Source organism: Streptomyces violaceorubidus (assembly GCF_000717995.1).
GTDB classification, from domain to species: Bacteria; Actinomycetota; Actinomycetes; order Streptomycetales; family Streptomycetaceae; genus Streptomyces; species Streptomyces violaceorubidus.
This window is the reverse complement of the sequence record NZ_JODM01000017.1, coordinates 72,238-99,150: the sequence shown is the minus strand read 5'-3', so window position 1 is coordinate 99,150 and position 26,913 is coordinate 72,238. Positions and strand designations below refer to the sequence as shown.

At 73.4% G+C, this 26,913-nt stretch carries 25 protein-coding genes and 1 riboswitch; of the genes, 12 read left to right on the top strand and 13 right to left on the bottom strand.

All coding sequences use genetic code 11. The features are described 5' to 3' along the window. Positions 1–73 precede the first annotated feature (73 nt). From IE94_RS0120705 to IE94_RS39945, 3 genes are all read right to left on the bottom strand, one after another. The gene (locus tag IE94_RS0120705) at positions 74–481 is read right to left on the bottom strand and encodes a spore wall synthesis complex protein (protein WP_030186480.1); all 408 of its coding nucleotides are present in this window, start codon (positions 479–481) and stop codon (positions 74–76) included. Between the two features lie 277 nt (positions 482–758). Further along, a complete protein-coding gene (locus IE94_RS0120700) occupies positions 759–1,586 on the bottom strand; it encodes a class I SAM-dependent methyltransferase (protein ID WP_030186479.1) in 828 nt (275 codons plus the stop codon). Between the two features lie 148 nt (positions 1,587–1,734). After that, complete coding sequence (locus tag IE94_RS39945) at positions 1,735–2,322, bottom strand: SAV_6107 family HEPN domain-containing protein (protein WP_030186477.1); 588 nt, start codon at positions 2,320–2,322, stop codon at positions 1,735–1,737. A 184-nt stretch (positions 2,323–2,506) separates the two neighbouring features. Between IE94_RS39945 and IE94_RS0120690 the strand changes: the two genes are divergently transcribed. Continuing rightward, positions 2,507–3,136: a TetR/AcrR family transcriptional regulator gene (locus IE94_RS0120690; protein WP_030186475.1), complete on the top strand. Its 630-nt coding sequence runs from the start codon at positions 2,507–2,509 to the stop codon at positions 3,134–3,136. Positions 3,137–3,589: 453 nt separating this feature from the next. After that, positions 3,590–5,110: a phytoene desaturase family protein gene (locus IE94_RS0120685; protein WP_030186472.1), complete on the top strand. Its 1,521-nt coding sequence runs from the start codon at positions 3,590–3,592 to the stop codon at positions 5,108–5,110. A 66-nt stretch (positions 5,111–5,176) separates the two neighbouring features. Here IE94_RS0120685 and IE94_RS0120680 read toward each other — a convergent pair whose 3' ends face one another. The 6 genes from IE94_RS0120680 to IE94_RS0120655 all read right to left on the bottom strand — a co-directional run bounded on the left by IE94_RS0120680 (position 5,177) and on the right by IE94_RS0120655 (position 10,164). After that, positions 5,177–6,169, bottom strand: coding sequence for an SCO2102 family sporulation regulator (locus IE94_RS0120680; protein ID WP_030186470.1), 993 nt, complete (start codon positions 6,167–6,169; stop codon positions 5,177–5,179). Positions 6,170–6,225: 56 nt separating this feature from the next. Beyond that, positions 6,226–7,149: a methylenetetrahydrofolate reductase [NAD(P)H] gene (gene metF / locus IE94_RS0120675; protein ID WP_051777564.1), complete on the bottom strand. Its 924-nt coding sequence runs from the start codon at positions 7,147–7,149 to the stop codon at positions 6,226–6,228. A gap of 139 nt (positions 7,150–7,288) precedes the next feature. Next, positions 7,289–7,963: a thiamine phosphate synthase gene (gene thiE, locus IE94_RS0120670; protein ID WP_030186466.1), complete on the bottom strand. Its 675-nt coding sequence runs from the start codon at positions 7,961–7,963 to the stop codon at positions 7,289–7,291. A gap of 124 nt (positions 7,964–8,087) precedes the next feature. Further along, positions 8,088–8,453 carry an Rv2175c family DNA-binding protein gene (locus IE94_RS0120665; protein ID WP_030186465.1) on the bottom strand — a complete coding sequence of 122 codons (366 nt, stop codon included), beginning with the start codon at positions 8,451–8,453 and terminating at the stop codon, positions 8,088–8,090. Between the two features lie 41 nt (positions 8,454–8,494). Then, positions 8,495–9,775: an NAD(P)/FAD-dependent oxidoreductase gene (locus tag IE94_RS0120660; RefSeq protein ID WP_030186464.1), complete on the bottom strand. Its 1,281-nt coding sequence runs from the start codon at positions 9,773–9,775 to the stop codon at positions 8,495–8,497. A 32-nt stretch (positions 9,776–9,807) separates the two neighbouring features. Next, positions 9,808–10,164 carry an avidin-fold protein gene (locus IE94_RS0120655; RefSeq protein WP_030186462.1) on the bottom strand — a complete coding sequence of 119 codons (357 nt, stop codon included), beginning with the start codon at positions 10,162–10,164 and terminating at the stop codon, positions 9,808–9,810. Between the two features lie 51 nt (positions 10,165–10,215). Beyond that, a riboswitch (TPP riboswitch) is annotated at positions 10,216–10,327 on the top strand. Here IE94_RS0120655 and thiO point away from each other — a divergent pair. The 6 genes from thiO (at position 10,325) to IE94_RS0120625 (ending at position 17,630) form a co-directional block, all read left to right on the top strand. Then, on the top strand, positions 10,325–11,518 hold the full coding sequence (gene thiO, locus IE94_RS0120650; protein WP_030186460.1) for a glycine oxidase ThiO: 1,194 nt from the start codon (positions 10,325–10,327) through the stop codon (positions 11,516–11,518). Its footprint overlaps the riboswitch before it by 3 nt. Then, on the top strand, positions 11,515–11,715 hold the full coding sequence (thiS, locus tag IE94_RS0120645) for a sulfur carrier protein ThiS (RefSeq protein ID WP_030186459.1): 201 nt from the start codon (positions 11,515–11,517) through the stop codon (positions 11,713–11,715). The genes thiO and thiS overlap by 4 nt, the downstream gene beginning before the upstream one ends. Before the next feature lie 3 nt (positions 11,716–11,718). After that, positions 11,719–12,513, top strand: coding sequence for a thiazole synthase (locus IE94_RS0120640; protein ID WP_030186456.1), 795 nt, complete (start codon positions 11,719–11,721; stop codon positions 12,511–12,513). 276 nt (positions 12,514–12,789) lie between these two features. Then, on the top strand, positions 12,790–14,745 hold the full coding sequence (gene pknB, locus IE94_RS0120635) for a Stk1 family PASTA domain-containing Ser/Thr kinase (RefSeq protein ID WP_030186454.1): 1,956 nt from the start codon (positions 12,790–12,792) through the stop codon (positions 14,743–14,745). A 143-nt stretch (positions 14,746–14,888) separates the two neighbouring features. Continuing rightward, on the top strand, positions 14,889–16,583 hold the full coding sequence (locus IE94_RS37225; RefSeq protein WP_030186452.1) for a VMAP-C domain-containing protein: 1,695 nt from the start codon (positions 14,889–14,891) through the stop codon (positions 16,581–16,583). Between the two features lie 165 nt (positions 16,584–16,748). Next, positions 16,749–17,630 carry a deoxyribonuclease IV gene (locus IE94_RS0120625; RefSeq protein WP_030186449.1) on the top strand — a complete coding sequence of 294 codons (882 nt, stop codon included), beginning with the start codon at positions 16,749–16,751 and terminating at the stop codon, positions 17,628–17,630. Positions 17,631–17,651: 21 nt separating this feature from the next. Here IE94_RS0120625 and IE94_RS0120620 read toward each other — a convergent pair whose 3' ends face one another. Further along, the gene (locus tag IE94_RS0120620; RefSeq protein WP_030186448.1) at positions 17,652–18,299 is read right to left on the bottom strand and encodes a sulfite oxidase-like oxidoreductase; all 648 of its coding nucleotides are present in this window, start codon (positions 18,297–18,299) and stop codon (positions 17,652–17,654) included. A gap of 191 nt (positions 18,300–18,490) precedes the next feature. On the opposite strand from IE94_RS0120620, the gene bfr reads away from it, so the two are divergent. Beyond that, on the top strand, positions 18,491–18,994 hold the full coding sequence (bfr, locus tag IE94_RS0120615) for a bacterioferritin (protein WP_030186447.1): 504 nt from the start codon (positions 18,491–18,493) through the stop codon (positions 18,992–18,994). Positions 18,995–19,010: 16 nt separating this feature from the next. On the opposite strand, the gene IE94_RS0120610 is transcribed toward bfr, so the two are convergent. Together IE94_RS0120610 and IE94_RS0120605 are read right to left on the bottom strand one after the other, a co-directional pair. Further along, positions 19,011–19,244 (bottom strand): (2Fe-2S)-binding protein, encoded by a 234-nt coding sequence (locus IE94_RS0120610; protein WP_063829724.1) that lies wholly within the window; start codon positions 19,242–19,244, stop codon positions 19,011–19,013. Positions 19,245–19,409: 165 nt separating this feature from the next. Further along, entirely contained in the window at positions 19,410–20,765 is a 1,356-nt protein-coding gene (locus IE94_RS0120605; RefSeq protein ID WP_030186445.1) for a class II 3-deoxy-7-phosphoheptulonate synthase, read from the bottom strand. Positions 20,766–20,935: 170 nt separating this feature from the next. Here IE94_RS0120605 and IE94_RS0120600 point away from each other — a divergent pair, with 170 nt between their 5' ends. From IE94_RS0120600 to IE94_RS0120595, 3 genes are all read left to right on the top strand, one after another. Further along, the gene (locus IE94_RS0120600) at positions 20,936–23,764 is read left to right on the top strand and encodes an N-acetylmuramoyl-L-alanine amidase (protein WP_030186442.1); all 2,829 of its coding nucleotides are present in this window, start codon (positions 20,936–20,938) and stop codon (positions 23,762–23,764) included. 46 nt (positions 23,765–23,810) lie between these two features. Then, complete coding sequence (locus tag IE94_RS41905; protein WP_076973970.1) at positions 23,811–23,867, top strand: trp operon leader peptide; 57 nt, start codon at positions 23,811–23,813, stop codon at positions 23,865–23,867. A 103-nt stretch (positions 23,868–23,970) separates the two neighbouring features. Continuing rightward, positions 23,971–25,878 (top strand): anthranilate synthase family protein, encoded by a 1,908-nt coding sequence (locus IE94_RS0120595; protein WP_030186440.1) that lies wholly within the window; start codon positions 23,971–23,973, stop codon positions 25,876–25,878. Here IE94_RS0120595 and IE94_RS0120590 read toward each other — a convergent pair. Then, positions 25,830–26,825, bottom strand: a complete 996-nt coding sequence (locus IE94_RS0120590; protein ID WP_030186437.1) for a 2-hydroxyacid dehydrogenase — start codon at positions 26,823–26,825, stop codon at positions 25,830–25,832. The two genes, IE94_RS0120595 and IE94_RS0120590, sit on opposite strands and share 49 nt — an antisense overlap. Positions 26,826–26,913: the final 88 nt, after the last annotated feature.

Genomic DNA, 26,913 nt, shown 5'->3' with positions numbered 1-26,913 from the left:
GTGAGGGGGTGACCACCTGGACGGTGGTCACCCCCTCACGCGGATGTCCTGGTGAGCGGCTGCTTCGACGGCGTTACTGGCCGCCCTGCTGCTCATCCCTGCGACGCTGCCAACGCTCGTCGATGCGGTCCATCATGGAGCGTTTCTGTCGTCCCTGGCGGCGCGCTGCCTGCGGACCGGCACCGGCCGCCTGCGGCTGCTCGCCCGGCTTGGGGGCCTTGCGCCAGCCGGTCACGGCGAGCACCGCGCACCCCAGCATGACGAGGAAGCCCACCACGCTGAGCCACACCTGCTGGGCGACCATACCGGCCATGAGGAGCGCAATACCTACGAGGAAGCCCGCGACCGCCTGGTAGACCCGTCGCCGGGTGTACGTACGCAGCCCGCTTCCCTCGAGCGCTGTCGCGAACTTGGGATCTTCGGCGTACAGCGCTCGCTCCATCTGCTCGAGCATGCGCTGCTCGTGCTCCGAGAGCGGCACGGAGTCCTCCTCATCGTGCAGTCGCCGGGGCGACCCGGGGGGTCCCTTCAGGATAGGCAGGGAATCGCCCCCGTGAAACCCGCCCCTCTGCGCCAATTGACCAACCGGACTCCGTCATGGCCGTACCGGCTCGCTGAAGTTCCCATTCCCCAGCGGCCGACCCGTCATGCCGGGCGGTCTCCCTCGATCATACGGCGACTGCCCCCCGTTCGGGGGGCCTGTGGCGTACTCCATCTGCAGCCGCGCCCCTGATCAGCGGCTTACCCCACCGGTCGGCTCAGGCCCCGTCGGCCTCTCGCGTCTCACCGAGCACGTGGAGCTGAGTGGCCACGGAGTGGAACGCGGCGAGTTCGGCAGCCGCGGCCTCCAGCTCCAGCAGGGCGTCCATGGCGCCGGGCTGGGTGTCCACCAGCCCGCCGGGCACGAGGTCGGCGAAGACCCGTACGCCGTGCACGGAGCCGACCCGCAGGCCTGCGGCCTCGACCAGTCCGGTGAGCTGCTCGGCGGTGAACCGGCGCGGTACCGGGTCACCCGTGCCCCAGCGGCCGTCCGGGTCGTCCAGGGCCTGTCGGGCCTCCGTGAAGTGGCCGGCGAGGGCGCGCGCGAGCACGGCGCCGCCCAGGCCCGCGGCGAGCAGGCTGAGGACGCCGTCGGATCGCAGGGCCGCCACCGCGTTGCGGACACCCTCCGCGGGGTCGTCCACGTACTCCAGGACTCCGTGGCACAGCACCGCGTCGTAGCCGCCGCGCTCGACCACCTCGAAGAGGCCGCGGGCGTCGCCCTGGACGCCCCGCACACGGTCGGCGACTGCGGCCTCGGCCGCCCGGCGCTCCAGGGCGAAGAGGGCGTTGGGGCTCGGGTCCACGACGGTGACGCGGTGGCCGAGGCCGGCCACGGGCACCGCGAAGTTGCCGCTGCCGCCGCCGGTGTCGAGGACGTCCAGCGTCTGGCGGCCGGTGGCCTTGACCCGGCGGTCCAGAGCGTCCTGGAGGACGTCCCAGACCACGGCGGTGCGCAGGGCGGCCCGGGAACGGGAGGGCTCGGAGCGCGGAGCCGCCGGGTGCGGTCGGGGCTGGGAGGCGGGCGGGCGCATCGGGTCCGACACGGCAGTTGACTCCTCGGCGCGGCACCGCCTCTGGCACGGGCGGAGCGAACGGGCTGCCGCCCCCGGCCCGGCGCGGGAGGGGGAGGCTTCAGGCGCCTCCCACCCTATGGCCTACGCCGCGCCGACCGGGCACCCGTTCGCCACCCGCTCATCCGGCGTCCGGCAGGTCGCGGCCCGGGTGACCGGCGTCGGAGCGGCGGGGCCGCTCGGGGCCCGGTGGCTCCGCGTCGGGCCGGGGCTGGGGAAGGACCGGCTGGAGGACCAGCATCCGCTCCACGAGGCGCAGGAACATCGCCACGTCGCGTATCAGGTCGTCGGCGTCCCGGGTGCCCGCGGCGCCCTGGATGCCCGCCTCGGCGCGGGCCCGGCGGCGCGCGCCGGAGGCGAACAGCGCGCTCCAGTCGGACAGCTCGGGCGCGATCTCGGGCAGCACCTCCCAGGCGCTGCGGATGCGGGCCCTGGCCCGTGGGCTGGTCTCCGGGCGACCGCGGGCGGCCAGCACGGCGGCGGCGGTGCGCAGGGCGGCGAGGTGGGCCGTCGCGTACCGCTCGTTGGGCGTTTCGAGGGTGGTGGCCTCCTCCAGTCCGGCCCGGGCCTGGCCGAGCAGGTCGAGGGCGGCGGGCGGGGCGGTCGTCCGGCGGAGCACGGGGTGCACGTCGCTCGCCGGTCCGGTCAGTGAGGGTGCAGGGCCGGCTGCGCGGCGCCGCCGGGCGGCGGCTGCGGACGAGTGGGCCATGACGATCCTCCTGTCGTCTCCTTGACGGCACGCCCCTGGCAGGAGGTGCCGTATGTGCCCATCGTGAGGTATGGCACTGACAATCCGTTCTGACCTGGACTTTTCTTTCGATCGGCCGTTCGGTTCGGGCCGGGGCCGGGCCTGCGGTGACGCCTCGGCGCGGGGTGCTGTGAGAATCGGGACCATGGAAAGCAGCAGCACCGCCTCGCGGACCGGCAGCCGTCGCGAGGCCACCCGGCAGAGGCTCTACGAGGCGGCGGTCACCCTCATCGCCGAGCAGGGCTTCTCCGCCACCACCGTGGACGAGATCGCCGAGCGGGCCGGGGTCGCGAAGGGCACGGTGTACTACAACTTCGCCAGCAAGTCCGTCCTCTTCGAGGAGTTGCTGCGGCACGGTGTCGGCCTGCTGACCGCCTCGCTGCGCCAGGCCGCGGAACAGGCCGCCCGCCGGGGCCGCGGCCGGGTCGACGCCCTGGACGCGATGATCCGCGCGGGGCTCGTCTTCATCGACCGCTATCCGGCCTTCACCCAGCTGTACGTGGCCGAGCTCTGGCGCACCAACCGGGCCTGGCAGTCCACGCTGCTGGTGGTCCGGCAGGAGGCGGTGGCCGTGGTGGAGGGGGTGCTGCGCGAGGGGGTGGCGAGCGGCGAGTTCAGCGAGGAGATCGACGTGCCGCTGACCGCCGCCGCGCTGGTCGGCATGGTCCTGGTGGCCGCGCTGGACTGGAAGGCGTTCCAGCCGGAGCGTTCCCTGGACGACGTGCACGCCGCGCTGTCGCGGCTGCTCCAGGGGCGCGTGAGCGGGCGGGGCTGAGCAGCGGCAGCCGACCGGCCGGAGCGAGGCGGCGCACGAAGAACGCCGGTCCGTGGTGGCCGCGTCCCCCGCGGGCCGCCGTCGGACCGGCGCCTTCTCCTGCTCCCCCGTACGTCCCCCGTCGGGACTCCCGTCACCGGTCGTCCCTCCGGGCTCCCCCGTGTCTCGCTTCCGCCGACCACGGTCGGCGGAAGGAGCGGATCGCGGGCCCGGCTCCGTTCCGGCGCCCCGTGCCGCCGGTACCCGAGCCGTGCCCCTCTCCGTGTCCCCACTCTCTCGTTCCCGCAGGTCGGAGCCCATCCGTACGCGTACTCATCTGCCGGACCAGGTACAGCTACTCAGCCCTGGGCTCCCCGCCCCACGGCGCGGCGCCGCCGGGCGGTCACCTGGACGTCCGTTCCGGTACTCAGCCCTGGCACAGCGGTGTCGGTGGCGGCGGATAAGGTCCCTGGCATGGCACGGATTGCGGTGATCGGCGCCGGGATGGGCGCCATGGCGGCGGCCGCCCGGCTGGCCGTCGCGGGCCACCGGGTGGTGGTGTACGAGCGGACGCGGACGTACGGCGGAGCCCTGGGCCGGTTCGAGCGGGACGGGTTCTCCTTCGACACCGGTCCCGGCCTGCTCCCGCTGCCCGCGGTCTGGCGCGATCTGTTCGTGAAGACCGGCAAGGAGCCGCTGGAGTCGTGCGTCGACCTGGTCCAGGTCGACCCCTCGTCCCGGCACGTGTTCGCCGACGGCACGGAGGTCTCGCTGCCGAACGCCTCGCGGGCGGGTGTCGTCGCCGCCCTGGACGCGGCGCTCGGTGCGGGCGCCGGGCAGCGCTGGGGGGACTTCCTGGTGCGGGCCCGCGAGACCTGGGACCGGACGCGCCGCCCCCTGCTGGAAGAGCCGCTGTGGCCGAACTGGCGGGAGCTCGCCGAGCGCGAGCCCTACCCCGCGGTCCCGCACAAGCGGCTGCTGCGCACCCGGCGGGCGGGCACGCTCGCCGAGGTCGGTGCCTGGGAGCTGCGTGAGCCCCGGCTCGCCGCCCTGCTGGAGAGCCACGCGCTCGCCCACGGCCTGGACCCCCGCACGGCCCCGGCGAACGCCGCGGTGCTGCCGTACATGGAGTACGCGTTCGGTGTCTGGTACGTGCGCGGCGGCGGTCTGCGGGAGCTGGCGCGGGCGGTGTACGAGCGGTGTCTGGCCCGCCGGGTCGAGTTCCGCTTCGGGGCCGAGGTCGCCGGGATCGTCGAGAAGGACGGCCGGGTGGCGGGCGTGGAGCTGGCCGAAGGGGGCGTAGCGGACGCCGAGTTGGTGGTCTCGGGCGTGGCGCCGGACGTGCTGGACCGCCTGTGCGGCGGGGCGCCGGTGCGCGGCGGGGACGAGGTGCCGCCGCAGCGCGGCGGGGCGAGCCGGCTGACGGTGCTGCTGGCGCTGCGGGGCGCCCGCCCCGAGGGCACGGCGCACCGGACGGTGGTGCACGCGGCGGACCGCGAGGCGGAGACGGACCGCCTGTTCGGCGCCGCTCCCGGGATGGCCGCGCGGCCGACCGTCACCGTGCTGCGGCCCGACGACCCGGCGCTGGTCCCGGACGCGGACCACGAGGCGGTGACGCTCAGCGCGGCGGTGCCCGCCCTGGGCGGCGAGTCCGACCGGGCCACGACCGAGGTGTTCGCCCACTGGGCCGAGCAGTTGATCGACGTCGCCGAGCGGGCGGTGCCCGGACTGCGCGACCGCCTGCTGTGGCACGAGGTGCGCACCCCGGCCGAGATCGCGGCGGACACCGGCGTGGCGGACGGCGCGATTGCGGTGCCGTCCCTCGCGGCCGCCGGCGGACGGCTGCTGCACCCGGCGAACGGCACGCGCACGGAGGGCCTGTTCACGGTCGGCGGCTGGTCGCACCCCGGCGGCGGTCTGCCGCACGCGGGGATGTCGGGCGCGCTGGTCGCCGGACTCGTGGTGGAGGGACCGGAGTTCCGCGGCTCGCAGTGAGCGGTCGAGGGTCCGGGCGCCGCAGCCCCCGTCGGCGGACCGGACCCGCGCCAGCGGACGGGACCCTCAGTAGCGGTACTGCTCGTCGTAGCCCTGGCCCTGGCCCTGCGTATGGCCGTCCCCCTGGTAGGGGTACGGCTGCTGCTCGGGCGGGAGTTCGCCGCCGTAGGGCTCGTCGGTGCTGCGCTGCTGCGGCACCCACACACCGCCGGCCGGGGTCTCGCCGCCGTAGCCGCCGGGCGCGCCGGGCGCTCCGGTGGCGTACTGGTCCTGCCCGTAGGCCTGTTGACCGTAGTTCTGCGCACCGGTGGTGTCGTAGCCGCCGGTGTCGTACGCCCCGCCGCCGTAGGTGTGGGTGCCGATGTACGGGTCGGAGTAGGCGGCGTACTGCTGCTGGGCGCCGGTGTCGTAGCCGTAGTCCTGCTGCTGGTTGTAGCCGGAGTAGTCGTAGGCGTAGGCCTGGTCGGCGCCCGGTGCGGTGGCCGCCTGCTGCTGGCCGGTGCCGTACCCGGCGTCGGCGTACACGCCGTACGAGCCGGTGTCGTCCGGCATGGGCTGCGGTTCGTAGACGGCGGTGGTCTCCGCCGCGGGATCGGCGGGGCGGGCCGGGGTGAAGACGTCGTCGCGGTCGTAGTCGCCGGACCCGTACGGCGGGGCGTCCTGACCCGGGGCGGGTGCCGGGGAACGCTCGTCGTAGCCGTCCACGGGGTCCCGGTCGCCCTCGGCGGGTTCGAGCCCGGAGACCTCCAACGTCGGTTCCCGGCGGCCCCGTTCGGGACGTCCGCGCTTGCCGACCAGGCTCGCCGGGGCGTTGACCGCCCAGCCGGCCTCGAAGCCGCGACGGAACGACAGGGTGACGTAGGTCTGGCCGACCGCGAAGGCCGCGGCGCCGAGACCGATGACGAGCACGTTCGACATGAGCACGCCGGCGACGACGCCGACGAAGCCGCCGAAGGCGAGCAGCCGCCAGCGCAGCCGCGCCTTGTACTGCAGCAGCACCTCGCCGAGCAGCCACAGCGCGACGACGCCGAACGCGATGTAGAGGACCGTCCAGCCCATGTACGCCCCTCTCCCAGTGGCCGTTACGCAGTGTGTCGCAAATACGTGCGGCCAATCTAGGCCCGCGGTGGGTGGTGCAGGCCCAGGTTCTCGTAGATTTCCAGAGTCGCCGTGGAGTTGTTGAGCGTGATGAAGTGCAGACCGGGCACACCCTCGGCCAGCAGCCGCGCGCAGAACTCCGTGGCGAACTCGATGCCGATCGAGCGTACAGCCGCCGGATCGTCCTTGGCTGTGAGGATCCGCTCTTTCAGCTCCGGCGGGAACGAGGCATTGCTGAGCTTCGGCAACCTCTCCAGCATCTTCACACTGGTCACCGGCATGACCTCGGGAATGACCGGGGTCTCGCAGCCGGCCGCGGCGACCCGGTCGCGCAGCCGGAGGTAGGACTCGGGCTGGAAGAACATCTGGGTGATGGCGTAGTCGGCGCCGGCCCGGCACTTGTCGACGAAGTGCGCGACGTCCGTGTCCCAGTCGGCGGAGCGCGGGTGCATCTCCGGGAAGGCGGCGACGCCGACGCAGAAGTCGCCCGACTCCTTGATGAGCCTGACCAGTTCGGCCGCGTACGTCAGGCCCTCGGGGTGCGCGATCCAGTCGGCGCCCGGGTCGCCGGGCGGGTCGCCCCGCACGGCCAGCATGTTGCGGATCCCGGCGTCGGCGTACTGGCCGATGATGTTGCGCAGCTCGGCGACGGAGTGGTCGACGGCGGTGAGGTGGGCCACCGGGGTCAGCGTGGTGTCGGCGACGATCTGCTGGGTCTCGCGCACCGTGCCCGCGCGCGTGGAGCCGCCGGCGCCGTAGGTCACGGAGACGAAGTCCGGCGCCACCGCCTCGACCCGCCGCAGCGCGCTCCACAGGTTCCTCTCGCCCTTGGGCGTCTTCGGCGCCGAGAACTCGAACGAGTACGTCGTCTTGCCGGTGGCGAGGATGTCACGCACCGTGCGGGCGCGATCAGTCCTCGTGCTTGCGGTTCCGAGGGCCATAAGGGCAGGTTAGCCAGGGGGCGGCGGTCACCCAACCGGATGCGGGATATTTGTCCACATTGTCGAGTTGTTGTCCATCCTTTGGACATCCGCCGGCCGAGGACGGTTCTCCGCGACGGCGCCCCGCGACGGTGTGCGGTTACGCCGGGGCCGGGGCCGCCTGCCGCAGCCGCTTCGCGAACTCGGCCGCCGCCGCGCCCGGGTCGTCGGCGGCGGTGATCGCGCGGACGACGACCACACGCCGGGCGCCAGCGTCCAGCACCTGGTCGAGGTTGCCGAGGTCGATGCCGCCGATGGCGAACCAGGGGCGGTCGGTGCCCAGCGCCGCCGTGTGGCGCACCAGGTCGAGGCCGGGGGCGTGGCGGCCGGGCTTGGTGGGGGTCGGCCAGCACGGGCCGGTGCAGAAGTAGTCCACGCCCTCCTGGGCGGCGGCCGCGGCGGCCTCGGACCCGGCGTGCGTGGAGCGGCCGACCAGGACGTCGTCGCCGAGGATCGCCCGGGCCGCGGGCACCGGCAGGTCGCCCTGGCCCAGGTGCAGCACGTCGGCGCGGGCGGCGTGGGCGACGTCCGCGCGGTCGTTGACGGCGAGGAGCTTGCCGTGGCGGGCGCAGGCGTCGGCGAAGACCTCCAGATGCTCCAGCTCCTCGGCCGCCTCCATCCCCTTGTCCCGCAGCTGCACGATGTCGACGCCGCCGGCGAGCACGGCGTCCAGGAACGCGGGCAGGTCGCCCTGGTCCCGCCGGGCGTCCGTGCACAGGTAGAGCCGGGCGTCGGCGAGCCGGGCGCGGGCGGTGGTCGCGGCGGTGTCGGGCATGCGGGTGTCCCCCGGGTCGGATGGCGCGGACCCACGACGGGCCGCGCGCTGGTGGCGTACGGGCACGGGCGCCCGGCGTGTGTGTCCCGCACGCCGGGCGGTGTGGCGATCGGCGAGGCGCCGGTCAGACGGCCAGCGCCTGGGCGCGGCGCTTCACCTCCGTACCGCGATTCTCCGTCAGGGCCTGGGCGGGGGTGCCGGGCAGGCTCGGGTCGGGCGTGAAGAGCCACTCCAGCATCTCCTCGGCCGTGAAGCCGTCGTCCCGCAGCAGCGTCAGGGTCCCGACCAGGCCCTTGACGACCTTGTCCTCGTCGATGAAGGCCGCGGGGATGTGCAGGGCGCGGTTCTCACCGCGGCGTACGGCGATGAGCTGGCCTTCCTTGATCAGCTGGCGTACCCGGGTCACCTCGACACCGAGCTTCTCGGCGATGTCGGGAACGGTGAGCCAGGCGGGCACGAGAGCATCGGTCTTTGCGTCAATCTCGGTCACGCCCCCAGCCTGCCACCTGGCACTGACAGTCGGAAACCCGACTACGCCGTGGCCGCCGTCGCCGCCTTCAGCGGCTTCGCCGGGTCGGCCAGCAGATCCGGGTCCATCCTCGTCCCCGTCTCGATCAGGCGTCTGCCCTGCGCCAGGTCGCGGGGGCGGCCCACCGCCAGCAGGGCGACCAGGCGGCCCCCGCGCAGCCAGCAGACCGTCCACGCCGGACCCGCCGGGTCGCCGCGCCACACGGTGGTGTCGGCGGACGCGTGGTGGCCGGCGTACTGGACGAAGCGGCCGAACTGCTCGGACCAGAAGTACGGCACCGGGTCGTAGGCCGCCGGGGCCTCACCGGCCGGGGCGCCGACGATGTCGGCGGCGACCGTGCGCGGGCCCTGGAGCGCGTTGTCCCAGTGGTGCACCAGCAGCCGCTCTCCGTAGCGGGCGGAGGGGAAGGAGGCGCAGTCGCCGACCGCGTGGACGTCCGGTGCGGAGGTGCGCAGGCGGTCGTCGGCCAGGACCTCGCCGTGGGCGCCGAGGGCGATGCCGGAGCCGGCCAGCCAGCCGGTGGCGGGGCGGGCGCCGATGCCGACGACGACCGCGCCCGCGGGCAGCCGGGTGCCGTCGTCGAGGACGACCCGGCCCGGCTCACCGGGACCGCCCGGCTCGACGCCCTCCACGCGCGCGCGGGTGCGCAGTGCGGCGCCCGCGTCGGCGTACCAGGCGGTCATGGGCGCGGCGACCTCGGCGGGCAGGACGTCGGCCAGCGGCCGGTCGGCGGCCTCCACCACGGTCACCGCGCAGCCCGCCTCGCGCGCGGCGGTGGCGAACTCGGCGCCGATCCAGCCCGCGCCGACCACCACGACGTCGTGCTGCCGGGCGAGCACCGGCCGCAGCCGTTCGGCGTCGTCCAGGGTGCGCAGCAGGTGCACTCCCGGCACGCCCTCGCCGCCCGGGAGCCGGACCGGTTCGGCGCCGGTCGCCAGGACCAGGGCGTCGTACGGCACGGGCCCCTCGGAGGTGTCCAGGACGTGCTCGCCGGGACGGACGCCCAGCGCCTCGCAGCCCAGCCGCAGGGTGATGCCGAGCGCCTCGAAGTCGACGTCGAAGGCGGAGCCCTCGGCGGTGCCGAGCAGGACGGCCTTGGACAGCGGGGGGCGGTCGTACGGTTGGTGCGGCTCGGCGCCGATCAGGGTCACCGGGCCGGTGAAGCCCCGCTCCCGCAGGGCGACCGCGGTCTGCACGCCCGCCATCCCGGCGCCCACGACGACCGCGCGCCGCTCCGCGTCCGCCGCCGCTCCCCGTTCCCGTTCCCGCGTCTGCTCGCTCACCCGATCACCATAGACACCTGCCGACGCGCCGGTCAGTGCCCGTGCCCTTGTGCGGTGATCTGTTCCACCACGCTGGTCCCGCTGCCCGGCTGCGACTCCCACTCCCAGCTCTCGTCCAGTCGCACGCGGCCGTCCGGCAGTTCGACGACGGTGGACACGCAGTGCCCCGAGGACGTGCTGCCGTCGGTCTTGAGCTGCACGTACCGGAAGTCGAGGCGGTCGCCCTCCCGGGTGCCCACCAGGTGCCCGCGGACGACGTCGCCCCCCGCGTACTCGGCCCACACGGCGCCGTCCTGCTCGTGGTAGGTGAACCGGGTACGGGTGCCCACCTGGCCGGGCGCCTGGTCGGCGACGGGGGCGAGGACGAGACCGTCGAGTGAACGGGCCACGGTGGAGGCTCCCTTACACGTGCTGTGGGCTGCGGGCTAGGGTGGCCAACGTAAGGCACTCGCGGGAGCCCGGACGCACCGGGCTGAGAGGGAGGCTGGCGGCCTCCGACCGTACGAACCTGATCCGGGTCATGCCGGCGAAGGGAGGGGCTGGACGCCCATGTCGTCTCCACCGCACACGCCTCGTTCGTCTCCCGTACCCGACGTCCTCGTCGTCGGCGGCGGGATCGTCGGGCTCGTCACCGCCTGGCGGGCCGCGCAGCGCGGGCTGCTCACCGCCCTCGTGGACCCCGAGCCGGGCGGCGGGGCGGCCCAGGTGGCGGCCGGGATGCTGGCCGCCGTCACGGAGCTGCACTACGGCGAGGAGACGCTGCTCGCGCTGAACCTCGCCTCGGCCCGCCGCTACCCGGGGTTCGCCGCGGAGCTGACCGAGCTGACCGGCCACGACCTCGGTTACCGCCGCTGCGGCACGCTCGCCGTCGCGCTGGACGCCGACGACCGCGCCCACCTGCGTGAGCTGCACGCGCTCCAGCAGCGTTCCGGCCTGGAGTCTGAGTGGCTGTCGGGGCGCGAGTGCCGACGTCTGGAGCCGATGCTCGCGCCGGGCGTGCGCGGGGGGCTCCGGGTGGACGGCGACCACCAGATCGACCCCCGCCGCCTCGCCCGCGCGCTGGTGGCCGCGTGCGGACACGCGGGCGTGGTCTTCCACCGGGTGTGGGCCGAGCGGCTCGCCGTCGGGCGCGGGGACCGGGCCACGGGTGTCGTCACCGCCGACGGCACCGTGCTGGAGGCCGGGCAGGTGGTGCTGGCCGGGGGCAGCCTGAGCGGGCGGCTCGCGGGCGTGCCGGAGGCCGTGCTGCCGCCGGTGCGGCCGGTGAAGGGGCAGGTGCTGCGGCTGACCATGCCGCCGACGCCGGGTCCGCTGCTGAACCGGACCGTGCGCGCCGTGGTGCGCGGCAACCACGTCTACCTGGTGCCCCGGGAGAGCGGCGAGCTGGTCGTCGGCGCCACCAGCGAGGAGCTGGGCTGGGACACGACGGTCACCGCGGGCGGCGTCTACGAGTTGCTGCGCGACGCGCACGAGCTGGTCCCCGGCATCACGGAGCTGCCCCTGACGGAGACCCGCGCGGGTCTGCGTCCCGGCTCCCCGGACAACGCCCCGCTGCTCGGGCCGACCACGCTGGACGGCCTGCTGCTGGCCACCGGTCACTACCGCAACGGCGTCCTGCTCACCCCCGTCACCGGCGACGTCATGGCGGACGTCCTGACCGGCGGGGAGCTGCCGCGTCAGGCCCGCCCCTTCAGTCCCCGGCGCTTCGGCGCCGCCGCCGCACTCTCGGAGCAGCCCGCATGAACATCTCCGTCAACGGCGAGCCGCGCGAGGTGGCTCCCGGCACCGCCCTGGACGCCCTGGTGGGCACGCTCACCCGGTCCCCGTCCGGGGTGGCCGCCGCTCTGAACGAGACCGTCGTCCCGCGCGCGCGGTGGTCCGCCACCGCGCTGGCCGAGGGCGACCGCGTCGAGGTCCTCACCGCCGTCCAAGGAGGCTGAAGCATGGCGGACGATCCCTTCGTCCTCGGCGGCGCGTCGTACGCGTCCCGGCTGATCATGGGTACGGGCGGAGCGCCCAGCCTGGACGTGCTGGAGCGCGCGCTGGTGGCCTCCGGCACGGAGCTGACGACCGTCGCGATGCGGCGGGTGGACGCCTCGGTCCACGGGTCCGTGCTGTCCGTGCTGGAGCGGCTCGGGATCCGGGTGCTGCCGAACACGGCCGGCTGCTTCACCGCCGGGGAGGCGGTGCTCACCGCCCGGCTCGCGCGCGAGGCGCTCGGCACGGACCTGGTCAAGCTGGAGGTCATCGCCGACGAGCGCACGCTGCTGCCGGACCCGGTCGAGCTGCTGGACGCGGCGGAGACGCTGGTCGACGACGGGTTCACCGTGCTGCCGTACACCAACGACGACCCGGTGCTCGCCCGGAAGCTGGAGGACGTCGGGTGCGCGGCGATCATGCCGCTGGGCTCGCCGATCGGGTCCGGGCTCGGCATCCGCAACCCGCACAACTTCCAGCTGATCGTGGAGCACGCGCGCGTGCCGGTGATCCTGGACGCGGGGGCCGGTACGGCGTCGGACGCGGCACTGGCGATGGAGCTGGGCTGTGCGGGTGTGATGCTCGCCTCGGCGGTGACGCGGGCGCAGGAGCCGGTGCTGATGGCTTCCGCCATGCGGGCGGGGGTGGAGGCGGGGCGGTTGGCCCGGCGGGCCGGGCGGATTCCGCGGCGGCACTTCGCCGAGGCGTCGTCTCCCGCGGAGGGCATGGCGGTGCTGGATCCGGAGCGGCCGGCTTTCTAGCGGGCCGGCGCCGAGGCTGAGCGCGGGTGGGTGCGCAGCGGCCGGCTTTCTAGCGGGCCGGCGCCGAGGCTGAGCGCGGGTGGGTACGCAGCCCGGCGATGCGAGGTGCCTTCCCCAGTGCCTGAACGGCCTGGGAGGTACCCCCGTCGCCCACCCGTGCCGCGCCAGCGGCACGACTGCCCGCAGCTGGTGCGGTTCGTCACAGACGCGCTGCGGTACCGCCCCGATTCCGGTCGGCGACGCGGGGTGTCCGTGGTGGCTCGTAGACTCACCTGCGTGGACACGACCCTTCAGGACCCTCTCGTCGGGCAGGTGCTCGACGGCCGGTACCGCGTCGAGGCGCGGATCGCGGTCGGCGGGATGGCCACGGTCTACCGGGCCGTGGACACCCGCCTGGACCGCGTGCTCGCGCTGAAGGTGATGCACCCGACGCTCGCGACCGACGCCACCTTCGTCGAGCGGTTCATCCGCGAGGCCAAGTCGGTGGCCCGGCTCGACCACCCCAATGTCGTGCAGGTCTTCGACCAGGGTGCCGAGGGGGCGTACGTCTACCTGGCGATGGAGTACATCGCGGGCTGCACCCTGCGGGACGTGCTGCGCGAGCGCGGGGCGCTCAGGCCGCGGGCCGCGCTGGACATCCTGGAGCCGGTCCTCGCCGCGCTCGGTGCCGCGCACCGGGCGGGGTTCGTGCACCGGGACATGAAGCCGGAGAACGTGCTGATAGGCGACGACGGCCGGGTCAAGGTCGCCGACTTCGGTCTGGTCCGCGCGGTCGACACCGTCACCAGCACCACCGGTGCCGTCCTCGGCACCGTCTCCTACCTGGCGCCCGAGCAGATCGAGCAGGGCACCGCCGACCCCCGGGTCGACGTGTACGCGTGCGGTGTCGTGCTCTTCGAGATGCTGACCGGCGCCAAGCCGCACGACGGGGACTCCCCCGCGGCGGTGCTCTACAAGCACCTCCACGAGGACGTGCCGCCGCCGTCGGCCTCCGTGCCGGAGATGGCGTACGAGCTGGACGAGCTGGTCGCCGCGGCCACCGCGCGCAACCCGGAGATCCGGCCGCACGACGCCGTGGCACTGCTCGCGCGGGCCCGCGAGGCGCGTGAGGCGCTGAGCGCGGCACAGCTGGACGCCGTGCCGCCGCAGGCGCTCGCCGGGGAGCACGACAACGCCGAGGACCGCACGAGCGTGATCCCCCGCGCCCTGACCATGCCCCGGCCGCTGCCCGTCAACGAGGACGACGAGGCCGTGGCAGCGGAGGGCCGCTTCGCTTCGGACGGGGTCAACCGCACCAGCCGGCTCGCCGCTCCCCCGCCGTCCGCGGCCCCGTCCCGGAGGCTCCGGCTGCGCCGCAGGCCGCTGACGATCGTCGTGGCCGTCCTGCTGGTGCTCGGGGTCGGCACGGGCGTCTGGTACATCAATTCCGGCCAGTTCACCAAGGTGCCGCCGCTGCTGTCCAAGACCGAGGCCGAGGCCCGGGACCGGCTGGACGACGCCGGCCTCGACGTCGGCAAGGTGCGGCACGCCTACAGCGACACCGTGGAGCGCGGCAAGGTCATCAGCACCGATCCCGGGGTGGGCGACCGCATCCGGAAGAACGACTCGGTGTCCCTCACGGTCTCCGACGGTCCCGACACCGTGAAGCTGCCGGACGTGTCGGGCTACAGGCTGGACAAGGCCCGGACGCTGCTGGAGGACGAGGGGCTGGAGCCGGGCATGGTGACCCGGGAGTTCAGCGACGAGGTGGCCAAGGGCTTCGTGATCTCCACCAGGCCCCGGTCGGGCACCACGGTGCGGGCGGGCTCGGCGGTCGCCCTGGTCGTCAGCAAGGGCAGCCCGATCGACGTCCCGGACGTCACCGGCGACGCCCTGGACGACGCGCGGGCCGAGTTGGAGGGGGCCGGCCTGAAGGTGAAGGTCGCCGACGAGCGGGTGAACTCGGAGTACGACAGCGGCCAGGTGGCCCGGCAGACGCCGGAGCCGGGCGGCCGGGTGGCCGACGGGGACACGGTGACGCTCACGGTGTCCAAGGGCCCCCGGATGATCGAGGTCCCGGACGTGGTCGGGGACAGTGTGGACGACGCCAAGCGGAAGCTGGAGGACGCGGGCTTCGAGGTGGACGAGGACCGCGGTCTGCTCGGGCTGTTCGGCGACACCGTCAAGAAGCAGTCCGTGGACGGCGGGGACACGGCTCCCGAGGGCTCGACCATCACCGTCACCATCCGCTGACCCGGCGGCCGAACAGGCCGAACACCTGGTCAACCGGCCGCACGCAAAGGGTTGTTGTCCCCTCTGCTTCCCCCGGCGGGGACCGCTACTATGGCGGCTCCGCAGACGGTCGGGGCCTGCGGTGGCGGACGGGGGAGGACGCCTTGGCGGCGGAACCGGTCGTACGGACGGCCGTCACCGACGACTGGCGGGTGAGCATCCTCGGCCCGGCCGGGAACCCGGTCGGCGGCGGGGTCATCGTCCCGCCCCGCTATGTGCTGACCTGCGCCCACGTCGTGACCTCGGCCATGGGCGGACGTCTGGAGGACGACCCGCACGCCACCGTGACGGTGACCCTCAGCAGCGGTCTGAAGCTCACCGGTTCCCCGGGCGGCGGGCACCACTACACGGGCGGGAGCCACCACGAGGACGTCTCGGTGCTCACCCTGCACGGCGACCTGGGGCAGGCGGGCGGCCGGTTCCCCACCTCGCACGCCCATCTGCCCACCGGCGACTACGCCGCCAAGCGGCCCATGCAGGTCTACGGCTATCCGCAGGGCCAGCTGCACGGGGTGTGGGCGGACTGCCTGATGGCCGGGCGGGGCGGCCCGGAGTCGGCGCTGATCCAGCTGAACGACGCACCGGACACCGGACACCGGGTGGCCCGCGGCTACAGCGGCTGCGGCGTCCGGGACGCCGTGACCTCCCGCGTCGCCGGGCTCGCCGTGCTGCGCGACAAGTCGCCCGAGGCGGGCGTGACCTGGATGATCCCGCTGGAGCGGCTGGCCCGCGACTGGCCCCCGTTACGGGCGGCGCTGGCGCTGTCCGGCGACCGCCCCGCGCCGCCGCCCGGGCCGGGGCCGCCGGACCCGGACGACGGCCCCTTCGACGACGAGGCCATGGACGACCTCTACCGGCTGCTGCTCGACGGACGGCTCGCGATGCCCGGTCCGGTGGCGCTGCGCGACGACGCGCTCGGGCCGGTGCGCCGCCCCTGGCAGGGCTCCCCCGAGTACATCCTCGGCATCGTGCACGACCTGCGGCACATCGCCCAGGCGGGCCGGCCGGTGCCGCCGCTGCTGACCTTCGTCGCCGCGCTGTCCCGGCGGGTCCCCGGGCCCCGCGGACAGGAACTGGCCCGCTGGGTGCGCGGGCGGGCGGGGCACTGCACCCCCGCGGTCGACCCCGGCCCGCTGCTGGAGCGCCGGGTGCGTCCCGGCGGGGCCGGCACCCGGTGGACGTACGCCACCTTCCGGATCACTCCGGCGTCGCCGAGCCGGCACTACCTGCTCGACGTCTTCCGGCAGCACGAGGGCGCCCCGCGGGAGGCCGTGCAGCAGTACACCGAGGCCATGCGGCTGGGGCGGCTGGAGCGGCTCGTGGTGGACGAGATCATCCGGATGCGCCGGGAGAAGGCCATCGACTCCCCCGACCTGTTCGCGGAGTTCGTCCTGCCCCGCGAGCTGCTGGGGCGGCCGGTAGACGGCCTGCCGATCACGACCCCGAGCGGCACGGAGGTGCGTTTGGGGGTGGTGCACCCGGTCGTCCTACGAGGCCCTGTTCTCCGCCCTGTACGCGGACGACGGACCGCTGGCCCTGGTGCTCGGGTTCCCGCCGCGGGTGCCCCGCAGGCGCGCCCCCGACGCCGAGTTCGACGCGGCCCTGGACGCGGGGGTGCCGGCCCTGGTCTGGGCGCACGACGAGCAGGACGGGCCGTCCGTCGCCGCCGACCTGCCGGACCGGCTGCGGACCGCCGGGGCGCGCACGCTGCCCGGGGAAGTGCTCCGGGCCCGCCGAGGCCCTCCTGGGCCCGCCGGACGACCGTGCTGCCGTTGACCGAGATCTCCTCGAGTCCGTAGACGTCCTCGTCGACCGGTTCGACCAGGACCCGGCCGCCGTCCGGCAGCGCGAAGCTCACGGCGTCCCCCAGGTGACCCTCCCCAGGCTCGGCAGCGCCGGTGCGCCGGTGCAGTCGTACCCTGATCCGGGGTCCGCCCACACGTCCTGGCATCCTTGGTGCGGACATGAGCACCGCATCCCCCTCCCCCCTGCCGCGCAACCCCGTCGGCGGCCACGTCCCCGTGGCCGGCGGGCTGCACTCCGTCGGCCTGTCCTACGCCCGTGAGCTCAAGGCGGAGACCGTGCAGGTCTTCGTCGCCAATCCGCGCGGCTGGGCCACCCCGGCCGGCAACCCGAAGCAGGACGAGGCCTTCCGGGAGGCCTGCGCGGCCGGATCGGTCCCGGCGTACGTGCACGCGCCGTACCTGATCAACTTCGGCTCGCACACCGAGGCGACGGTGGAGCGGTCGGTCCGGTCGCTGCGGCACTCGCTGCGGCGCGGGCGGGCCATCGGGGCGCTCGGCGTCGTCGTGCACACCGGGAGCGCGACCGGCGGGCGGGAGAGGTCGGTGGCGCTGAAGCAGGTGCGCGATCAGCTGCTGCCGCTGCTGGACGAGCTGACCCACGACGACGACCCGTACCTGCTGCTGGAGTCGACGGCGGGCCAGGGTGCCTCCCTGTGCTCGCGGACCTGGGACTTCGGGCCGTACTTCGAGGCGCTGGACGCCCACCCGAAGCTGGGCGTGTGCCTGGACACGTGCCACATCTTCGCGGCCGGCCACGACCTGACCGGGCCGTCCGGCATGCACCAGACCCTCGACCTGCTGGTGGACACCGTCGGGGAGGGCCGGCTGAAGCTGATCCACGCCAACGACTCCAAGGACGTGGCCGGGGCGCACAAGGACCGGCACGAGAACATCGGCGCCGGTCACATCGGCGAGGACCCGTTCCGCGCGCTGATGACCCACCCGGCGACCGAGGGCGTGCCGCTGGTCATCGAGACGCCGGGCGGCAAGGAGGGGCACGCGGCGGACGTGGCACGGCTGAAGAGGCTGCGCGACGGCTGACCCCCGAGCGGCCCCCGGGGGTCACGGCTCGGGGCCCTCCCCGGGCTCCTCCTGGTAGGAGTAGCGCTGCTCCCGCCACGGGTCGCCGATGTTGTGGTAGCCGCGCTCCTCCCAGAAGCCGCGCCGGTCGGCGGTCATGTACTCGATGCCGCGCACCCACTTCGGGCCCTTCCAGGCGTACAGGTGCGGGACGACCAGCCGCAGCGGGAAGCCGTGCTCGGCGGTGAGCAGCTCGCCGTCCTTGTGGGTGGCGAAGAGGGTGCGCGCGGCGGCGAAGTCGGACAGCCGGAGGTTGGAGCTGAAGCCGTACTCGGCCCACACCATCACATGGGTGACCTCGGGCGCGGGCGGGGCGAGCCGAAGGATCGTGGCGGCCGGGACGCCGCCCCACTCGGCGCCGAGCATGCTGAACTTCGTGACGCAGTGCAGGTCGGCGACGACCGTGGTGTAGGGCAGGGCGGTGAACTCGTCGTGGGTCCAGCCGTGCTTCCCGCCGTCGGCGGTGGCGCCGAAGACCCGGAACTCCCAGCGCTCGGGGCGGAACTTGGGGACGGGTCCGTAGTGCGTGACGGGCCAGCCGCGTTGCAGCCGCTGCCCGGGGGGGAGCTCGAACCGCGAGGCTCCTTCAGAACCGTCTTCTCCCGATCCGTCTTCCACCGGCTGACCCATGCCTCCATCCTGACAGACCCGGACCGATGCCCCCGACCCACCTCACTTACATTCGGGCAAACGGCATCAATCACCATGAAGGTGACTAAGTCTGTACTTACTTACTAAGTCAACACTTACTGGACGATCTTCGACGCCGGTGCAATCATGCCGCCCAACACGCCTGTTCCCGTTCGAAGGAGCCTCAAGCGATGCAGGGCGACCCGGAAGTCATCGAGTTCCTCAATGAGCAGCTGACCGCCGAGCTCACGGCGATCAACCAGTACTTCCTGCACGCGAAGCTGCAGGACCACAAGGGCTGGACCAAGCTCGCGAAGTACACGCGCGCGGAGTCCTTCGACGAGATGCGCCACGCCGAGGTGCTCACCGACCGCATCCTGCTCCTGGACGGCCTGCCGAACTACCAGCGGCTCTTCCACGTGCGGGTCGGCCAGAGCGTGACCGAGATGTTCCAGGCCGACCGGGAGATCGAGCTGGAGGCGATCGACCGGCTGCGCCGGGGCATCGAGGTGATGCGGGCCAAGCACGACATCACGTCGGCCAACGTCTTCGAGGCGATCCTGGCCGACGAGGAGCACCACATCGACTACCTGGAGACCCAGCTCGACCTGATCGAGAAGCTGGGCGAGTCGCTCTACCTGTCGACGGTCATCGAGCAGACCCAGCCGGACCCGTCGGGGCCGGGGGCGCTCTAGTAGGGCCCGGGAGGCCTCAGGCCGCCTCGGGGAGCTCCGAGAGGACCGGGGCACCCTGGTCGGCCAGCTGCCGGCGGGGGCAGGCGCCGCGCCCGAGCAGGGCCTGGATGCGACGTACGCAGCCACCGCAGTCGGTGCCCGCCTTGCAGGCGGAGGCGATCTGCCGGGGCGTGCACGCACCGGCCTCCGCGTGGCTCCTCACCTGTTCCTCGGTGACACCGAAGCAGCTGCAGACGAACACGCGGTTCACCTCCCGGGCGGGGTACAAGGTCGTGCCGTACCGACGACCGGAGGGCCCGACTGATCGGTGAGGCAAACCTAACCTTACCCATCGCGCCAGGCCGGCAAAAGTGCAAGGGGCGCGGATCCCGTGTGACCCGCGCCCCATTTCACCCGCCCCGCGAGGGGCGAACCGTCACTGGTCCCGGTACATCTCCGCCACCAGGAACGCCAGGTCGAGCGACTGGCTGCGGTTCAGCCGCGGGTCGCAGGCCGTCTCGTAGCGCTGGTGCAGGTCGTCGACGAAGATCTCGTCGCCGCCGCCCACGCACTCGGTGACGTCGTCGCCGGTCAGCTCGACGTGGATGCCGCCCGGGTGGGTGCCGAGCGACTTGTGCACCTCGAAGAAGCCCTTGACCTCGTCGAGCACGTCGTCGAAGCGGCGGGTCTTGTGACCGGAGGCCGCCTCGTAGGTGTTGCCGTGCATCGGGTCGGTGATCCAGGCGACGGTGGCGCCGGACGCGGTGACCTTCTCCACCAGCTCGGGGAGCTTGTCGCGGATCTTGTCCGCGCCCATCCGGACGATGAAGCTCAGCCGGCCGGGCTCGCGCTCCGGGTCCAGGCGCTCGATGTACTGCAACGCCTCCTCGGCCGTGGTGGACGGGCCGAGCTTGATGCCGATCGGGTTGCGGATCCGCGAGGCGAACTCGATGTGCGCGTGGTCCAGCTGCCGGGTGCGCTCACCGATCCACACCATGTGCCCGGAGACGTCGTACAGCTGCCCGGTGCGCGAGTCGACGCGGGTGAGGGCCGACTCGTAGTCGAGCAGCAGCGCCTCGTGCGAGGAGAAGAACTCGACGGTCTGGAACTCGGCCGGGTCCGTCCCGCAGGCCCGCATGAAGTTCAGCGCGTTGTCGATCTCCCGGGCGAGCTGCTCGTAGCGCTGGCCGGAGGGGGAGGACTTCACGAAGTCCTGGTTCCAGGCGTGCACCTGCCTGAGGTCGGCGTAGCCGCCGGTGGTGAAGGCGCGCACCAGGTTCAGCGTGGACGCCGAGGCGTGGTACATGCGCTTGAGCCGCTCGGGGTCCGGGATCCGGGCCGCCTCGGTGAAGTCGAAGCCGTTGACGGAGTCGCCGCGGTAGGTCGGCAGCGTCACGCCGTCGCGGGTCTCGGTGGGCTTGGAGCGCGGCTTGGAGTACTGGCCGGCGATCCGGCCGACCTTCACCACGGGCACGGAGGCGGCGTAGGTGAGGACGGCGCCCATCTGGAGGAGCGTCTTGAGCTTGGCCCTGATGTGCTCGGCGGACACCGCGTCGAAGGACTCGGCGCAGTCGCCGCCCTGGAGGACGAACGCCTCTCCGCGGGCGACCGCGGCCATGCGAGCACGCAGCTGGTCGCACTCTCCGGCGAACACGAGCGGCGGATACGATTCGAGCTCGGCGATCACATCGCGCAGAGCCTCGGCATCCGGGTACTCGGGCTGCTGCGCCGCGGGCAGGCTTCGCCATGTCGCCTGAGCGGCGACGCTTCGGGAATCAGCGTTCACGGTCACGCGCCCCACAGTACGCGGTCGACCGAAGCGTCCATTACCACGCCCAGTCCGTGAGACGGGCCCCCGGTACGGGCCGCCGCGAGCCTGTTGGTAACCTCACGCGCCTCCTGAGTTCGGATCACGGACGACTCACGGACATATTCCTATCGAGTGCACACCGGGGTGGGGTTTTGAGCGCGGATCACCGCAGAGACCGCAAGAAGAAGAGACTGCTCGTCTACGGCGTCGCCTCGGCGGTGGCCGTCGCCGTCACGGCCGGCGGCCTGGCCCTGGCCTCGCCGGGCCTGCTGGGCTCGGACCCGGCGCAGGCCGCCGCGGCCCCGGGGGACCGGCTGCAGAGCGAGTTCGAGCAGGCCGCCGAGGAGTTCGACGTCCCGCAGAGCGTACTGATGGCGGTCTCGTACCGGCAGACGCGCTGGGAGGACCACGACGGGCTGCCGAGCACCACCGGCGCCTACAACGTCATGGGTCTCACGGACGTCGACGCGGACAGCCTGGAGAACGACGGCGCCGCCGAGGAGCGCGAGCACCGGCTCGAGCACATGAACCGCAGCGGCGACCCGGTCGTCGAGAAGCACTTCGACGCCGACAAGGCGCTCAAGAGCCTCGACGAGAAGCCCGTCGACACCGACGACCCGCGGCTGCACACCCTGGACCAGGCGGCCGGCCTGATCGACGCGTCGGCCCAGGAGGTGCGCAGCGACACCGGCGAGAGCATCCGGGCGGGCGCCGCACTGCTGGCCAAGTACCAGAAGGACGCCACCGGTTCGCTGCCCGAGGACGCCGGCGCCTGGTACCCGGCGGTGGCCCGCGCCAGCCAGGCCCCGGACACCAAGGGCGCGCAGCTCTTCGCGCGGCGCGTGTTCGAGTCGATCAAGACCGGTGAGCAGCGCGTCACCGCCGACGGCCAGTCGCTCAGCCTGCCGGCCGACCCGGCGGTGCGGCCGAAGAGGACGACGGACCTGGAGCTGGCCGCGGCCTCCGCCACCCCGGCTCCCGAGTGCCCGTCCGGCCTGAACTGCGACTTCCGTCCCGCCGCCTACAAGCAGAACGGCGCCATCGACGACTGGGGCAACTACAACGTCGCGAGCCGCCCCGCGGCCGGGCACGAGATCACCTCGATCGTGATCCACGACACCGAGGGCAGCTACAGCAGCGCCCTGGCCGTCTTCCAGAACTCCCTGTCGTACGCCAGCGCCCACTACCTGATCCGCGCCTCCGACGGTCTGGTCACCCAGATGGTCGAGAACAAGAACGAGGCGTGGCACGCGGCGAACAAGACCCTCAACATGCACTCGATCGGCATCGAGCACGAGGGCTACGCGATCAAGGACGGCAGCTGGTACACCGAGCCGCAGTACGAGTCCTCGGCCGCGCTGGTGAAGTACCTGGCCGGCAAGTACGACATCCCGCTGGACCGTGAGCACATCCTCGGCCACGACGAGGTCCCGGGCGTCCTGGACGGCAACGTGAAGTCCCAGCACTGGGACCCGGGCCCGTTCTGGGACTGGAACCACTACATGGGCCTGCTGGGCGCCCCCACCGGCGCCGAGGGCCCGGGCGGCCCGTACAAGGCCGGCCAGGTGATCCGCGTCGTCCCGCCGTTCACCACGGCCAACCAGCCGAAGATCACCAACAGCGGCTCCGCGGTCCCCGCGCAGCCGGCGAACTTCACCTACCTGTACTCCTCGCCGTCCACCTCCTCGGCCACCCTCACCGACCCGTACCTGGGCAGCCAGACCTGGTCCGAGGGCTGGAACTGGGGCAACAAGGTCCTGGCCGGCGGCGAGTTCGTGGTCGCCGAGGCACGGCAGGACTGGACGGCCATCTGGTACGGCGGCAAGAAGGCCTGGTTCTCCAACCGCGGCGGCCAGTTCGCCGCCGCCGTCGGCACGCCGGACGTGGTCGTGCCCAAGGCGGGGTCCAGCTCGATCCCGGTGTACGGGCGCGCCTACCCCGAGGACAGCGCGTACACGGGCACCGGAGTCCCGGTCCAGAGCAAGAACAACGAGTCGCTGACCAAGTACGGCGTGCTCGCCGGGCAGAAGTACGCGCTGGCCGGTGGTGCCCTGAAGGGCTCGTACTACAACAGCGGCAACATGGACGGTTCGGGCACCGGCTCGCGCACGGTGGTCGTGGGCAGCACCACGTACTACCCGATCCACTTCAACCACCGCATCGGTTACGTCCGCACGGCCGACGTGCAGCTGGCCAAGAGCACCGCACCCGACGCGGGCACCGACCGGTACGACATCCTCGGTCGGGACGCGTCGGGCGTGCTGTGGCAGTACCAGGGCACCGGCAGCGCGTCCTCCCCGTTCTACAGCCGCTTCCGCGTCGGCGGCGGCTGGAACACCTACGACACGGTGACGACGATGACGGCGCTGCGCGCCGACGGCACCGGCGACGTGGTGGCCCGCGACAAGAGCGGCGTGCTCTGGTACTACAAGGGCAGCGGCGACCTCACCGAGCCCCTCGCGGCCCGCACCCGGGTCGGCGGCGGCTGGTCCGTCTACGACACGATCACCGGCGCCCGGGACCTCACGGGTGACGGCAGGGCCGACCTGATCGCCCGCGACAAGAGCGGCGTGCTCTGGCTCTACCAGGGCACCGGCACCCCCTCCGCGCCCTTCGCGGCCAAGTCCAGGATCGGCGGCGGCTGGTCCGTCTACAACGCGCTGACCGACACCGGCGACCTCTCGGGTGACGGCAGGGCCGACCTGATCGCCCGCGACAAGAGCGGCGTCCTGTGGCTCTACAAGGGCACCGGCAACGCCGCGTCGCCCTTCGAGGCCCGCACCCGGGTCGGCGGCGGCTGGTCCGTCTACAACGTGCTGAACGGGCCGAGCGACCTGAACCGCGACGGAGTGCCGGACCTGATCGCCCGCGACAAGGACGGCGTGCTCTGGTTCTACCAGGGCATCGGCAGCGCCACGACGCCGTTCAAGGCCCGCGTCAGGGTCGGCGGCGGCTGGAACACGTACGGCATGATCATCTGAGGTGGCATGCCGTCGGCCCCGGCGCGGATGCGCTAGGGTCGACGGCATGTTCGCGCACTCGATCCAGAACTGGTGGTGGACCGCTCATCCGGCGGCCCACTGACTGCGCGTGACGCAAGACTTCGCGAAGGCCGCCCGAGGGGCGGCCTTCGGTGTTTTCGCGACCGGGACCGTTCCTCTCCGACGAACGAGAAGGACCCGGACCCATGACACCGCTCGACGGCTTGCCGACCGACCCCCGCCCCTTCGCCCTGCTCCGCCGCCGGACCCCCGGCCACGACCACGACCTGGTGGAACTGCTGCTCGGCCCGGTCACGGCGTACGACCGGCTCGCCGACCTGCCCGACGAGGGGCTGGTGCTCGTCCCCTTCCGGCAGATCCGCGAGCGCGGCTTCGACGTCCGCGACGACGGCACACCGCTGCTGATGCTCACCCCCGAGGAGCGGCACGCCATCCCGCTCGCCGAGGCGCTGGACCGGCTGCCCGCGCACGAGGTGCGGGTCGAGGGCGGCGGCTTCGACGTCGGCGACGAGGAGTACGCGCGGATCGTCGGGCGGGTCCTCGACGAGGAGATCGGGCGGGGCGAGGGCGCCAACTTCGTGATCCGGCGGACGTACGGGGGCCGGGTCCCCGGGTTCGGGCGGGCCGACGCGCTGGCGCTGTTCCGGCGGCTCCTGGAGGGCGAGCGGGGCGCGTACTGGACGTTCGTGGTGCACACCGGGGACCGGACGCTGGTCGGGGCGAGTCCCGAGGTGCACGTGCGGATGTCCGGCGGCACGGTCGTCATGAACCCGATCAGCGGCACGTACCGCTACCCCGCCGAGGGGCCGACGCCCGAGCACCTGCTCGACTTCCTCGCCGACGGCAAGGAGATCGAGGAGCTGTCGATGGTGGTCGACGAGGAACTGAAGATGATGTGCACCGTCGGCGACATGGGCGGGGTGGTCGTCGGGCCGCGGCTGAAGGAGATGGCGCACCTCGCGCACACCGAGTACGAGCTGCGCGGGAAGTCCTCCCTGGACGCGCGGGAGGTGCTGCGGGAGACCATGTTCGCGGCGACGGTCACCGGCTCGCCGGTGCAGAACGCCTGCCGGGTGATCGAGCGGCACGAGACCGGCGGGCGGGGCTACTACGCGGGCGCGCTGGCGCTGCTCGGGCGGGACCCGGGGGACGGCCCGGGACGGCCGGCCGGTCCGCAGTCCCTCGACTCCCCCATCCTGATCCGCACCGCCGACATCGACGCCGACGGGCGGCTGCGGGTGCCGGTCGGCGCCACGCTGGTGCGGGGCTCGGACCCGGCGGGCGAGGTCGCGGAGACCCACGCCAAGGCGGCCGGGGTGCTGGCGGCGCTGGGCGTACGCCCGTCCCGGCCGCGTGCGGAGGCGGGGCGGCCCCGGCTGGCGGACGACCCCCGGGTGCGGGCCGCGCTGGACGGGCGGCGCGCCGCGCTGGCCCCGTTCTGGCTGCGGATGCAGGAGCCGTCGGCGGTGCTCACCGGGCACGCCCTGGTCGTCGACGCGGAGGACACCTTCACGGCGATGCTCGCGCACCTGCTGCGCTCCTCGGGGCTCGCGGTGAGCATCCGGCGCTACGACGGGCCGGGGCTGCGCGAGGCGGTGCTCGGGCACGAGGGCGGCCCGGTGGTGCTGGGGCCGGGCCCCGGTGATCCCTGCGACCCGGCCGACCCGAAGATGCGCTTCCTGCGGTCCCTGACCGCCGAGGTACTCGGGGCGAACCGGCACGGCGTCCTCGGCGTCTGCCTCGGGCACGAGCTGATCGCGGCGGAGCTGGGGCTCGGCATCGTCCGCAAGGAGGTGCCCCACCAGGGGGCGCAGACGGAGATCGACCTGTTCGGGCGGCCTGAGACGGTCGGCTTCTACAACAGCTTCACCGCCCGCTGCGACGACGAGGCGGCCGGGGAGCTGGCCGCGCACGGCGTCGAGGTGAGCCGTTCGGCGGGCGGCGAGGTGCACGCGCTGCGCGGGCCGGGTTTCGCCGGCGTCCAGTTCCACCCCGAGTCGGTGCTGACGCTGAACGGCACGGCGATCGTGCGGGAGCTGGCCGGTCAGCTGCGCGGCACCAGCACGTTCTCCGAACGGCGGCCCTCCCGGTAGTCGAGGACGTTGCGCACCGTCGCGTCGACGATCTGGCCGACGGCCTCCTCGGTGTAGTACGCCTGGTGCGAGGTGACCAGGACGTTCGGGAAGGTGACGAGGCGGGCCAGGGTGTCGTCCTCGACGGCCTCCAGGGACTTGTCGAGGAAGAACAGGCCCGCCTCCGCCTCGTACACGTCGAGGCCCACGCCCGCGAAGCGGCCCGCGCGCAGCTCGCCGACGAGGGCCGCGGTGTCGATGAGGCCGCCCCGGCTGGAGTTGATCAGGACGGCGTCGTCGCGCATCGCCTTGAGCGCGGCGGCGTCGATCAGGTGCCGGGTCTCGGGCATCAACGGGACGTGCAGGGTGATCAGGTCGGAGCGGGCGAGCAGCTCGTCCTTGGGGACGTAGCGCATGCCCAGTTCCGCGCAGGCCGGGTTCTCGGCGACGTCCCAGCCGAGCAGCCGCATGCCGAAGCCGTGGGCGATCCGGGCGAAGGCCTCGCCGATCTTCCCGGTGCCGAGGACACCGGCGGTGCGGCCGTGCAGGTCCCGGCCCATCAGGCCGTCGAGGCGGAAGTCGAAGTCGCGGGTGCGGATGGAGGCGCGCACGATCCGCCGGTTGACGGCCATGGCGAGGGTCCAGGCGAACTCGGCGACCGAGTACGGCGAGTAGGACGACACCCGGGCCACGGTCATGCCGAGCCGCTCGGCCGTGTCCAGGTCGACGTTGTTGAAGCCGGTGGAGCGCTGGGCCACCATCCGGGTGCCGCCGGCCGCGAGGATCTCCAGGACGTCCGCGCCGAGGTCGGCGTTGACGGACGTGGAGACGATCTCGTGGCCGGCCGCGATGGGGGCGGTGTCCGCGTTGAGGAAGACGTCCAGGCAGCGGACGTCCTCGTGGATGCCGAAGGCCCGCTCGATCAGGGGTTTCTCGTCGGCCTGGACGCCGAAGGCAAGGATCTCCACGACCGCTCCCGTCCTGGTGGGCTCCGGGTCTGGTGGGCTCCGGGCCGAATATACGGCCCCGGGCCCGCCGTCGCCGGTCGGCCGAGGA

What these genes read in the sequence shown, in the direction of transcription:
- IE94_RS0120685 (WP_030186472.1), top strand. Translation starts at nt 3,590, where the DNA reads ATGGCACGGATTGCGGTGATCGGCGCCGGGATGGGCGCCATGGCGGCG.
- IE94_RS39945 (WP_030186477.1), bottom strand. Translation starts at nt 2,322, where the DNA reads ATGGCCCACTCGTCCGCAGCCGCCGCCCGGCGGCGCCGCGCAGCCGGC.
- IE94_RS0120595 (WP_030186440.1), top strand. Translation starts at nt 23,971, where the DNA reads ATGACACCGCTCGACGGCTTGCCGACCGACCCCCGCCCCTTCGCCCTG.
- thiE (WP_030186466.1), bottom strand. Translation starts at nt 7,963, where the DNA reads ATGCCCGACACCGCCGCGACCACCGCCCGCGCCCGGCTCGCCGACGCC.
- thiS (WP_030186459.1), top strand. Translation starts at nt 11,515, where the DNA reads ATGAACATCTCCGTCAACGGCGAGCCGCGCGAGGTGGCTCCCGGCACC.
- bfr (WP_030186447.1), top strand. Translation starts at nt 18,491, where the DNA reads ATGCAGGGCGACCCGGAAGTCATCGAGTTCCTCAATGAGCAGCTGACC.
- metF (WP_051777564.1), bottom strand. Translation starts at nt 7,149, where the DNA reads ATGGCCCTCGGAACCGCAAGCACGAGGACTGATCGCGCCCGCACGGTG.
- IE94_RS0120680 (WP_030186470.1), bottom strand. Translation starts at nt 6,169, where the DNA reads ATGGGCTGGACGGTCCTCTACATCGCGTTCGGCGTCGTCGCGCTGTGG.
- thiO (WP_030186460.1), top strand. Translation starts at nt 10,325, where the DNA reads ATGTCGTCTCCACCGCACACGCCTCGTTCGTCTCCCGTACCCGACGTC.
- IE94_RS0120620 (WP_030186448.1), bottom strand. Translation starts at nt 18,299, where the DNA reads ATGGGTCAGCCGGTGGAAGACGGATCGGGAGAAGACGGTTCTGAAGGA.
- IE94_RS0120640 (WP_030186456.1), top strand. Translation starts at nt 11,719, where the DNA reads ATGGCGGACGATCCCTTCGTCCTCGGCGGCGCGTCGTACGCGTCCCGG.
- IE94_RS0120625 (WP_030186449.1), top strand. Translation starts at nt 16,749, where the DNA reads ATGAGCACCGCATCCCCCTCCCCCCTGCCGCGCAACCCCGTCGGCGGC.
- IE94_RS0120690 (WP_030186475.1), top strand. Translation starts at nt 2,507, where the DNA reads ATGGAAAGCAGCAGCACCGCCTCGCGGACCGGCAGCCGTCGCGAGGCC.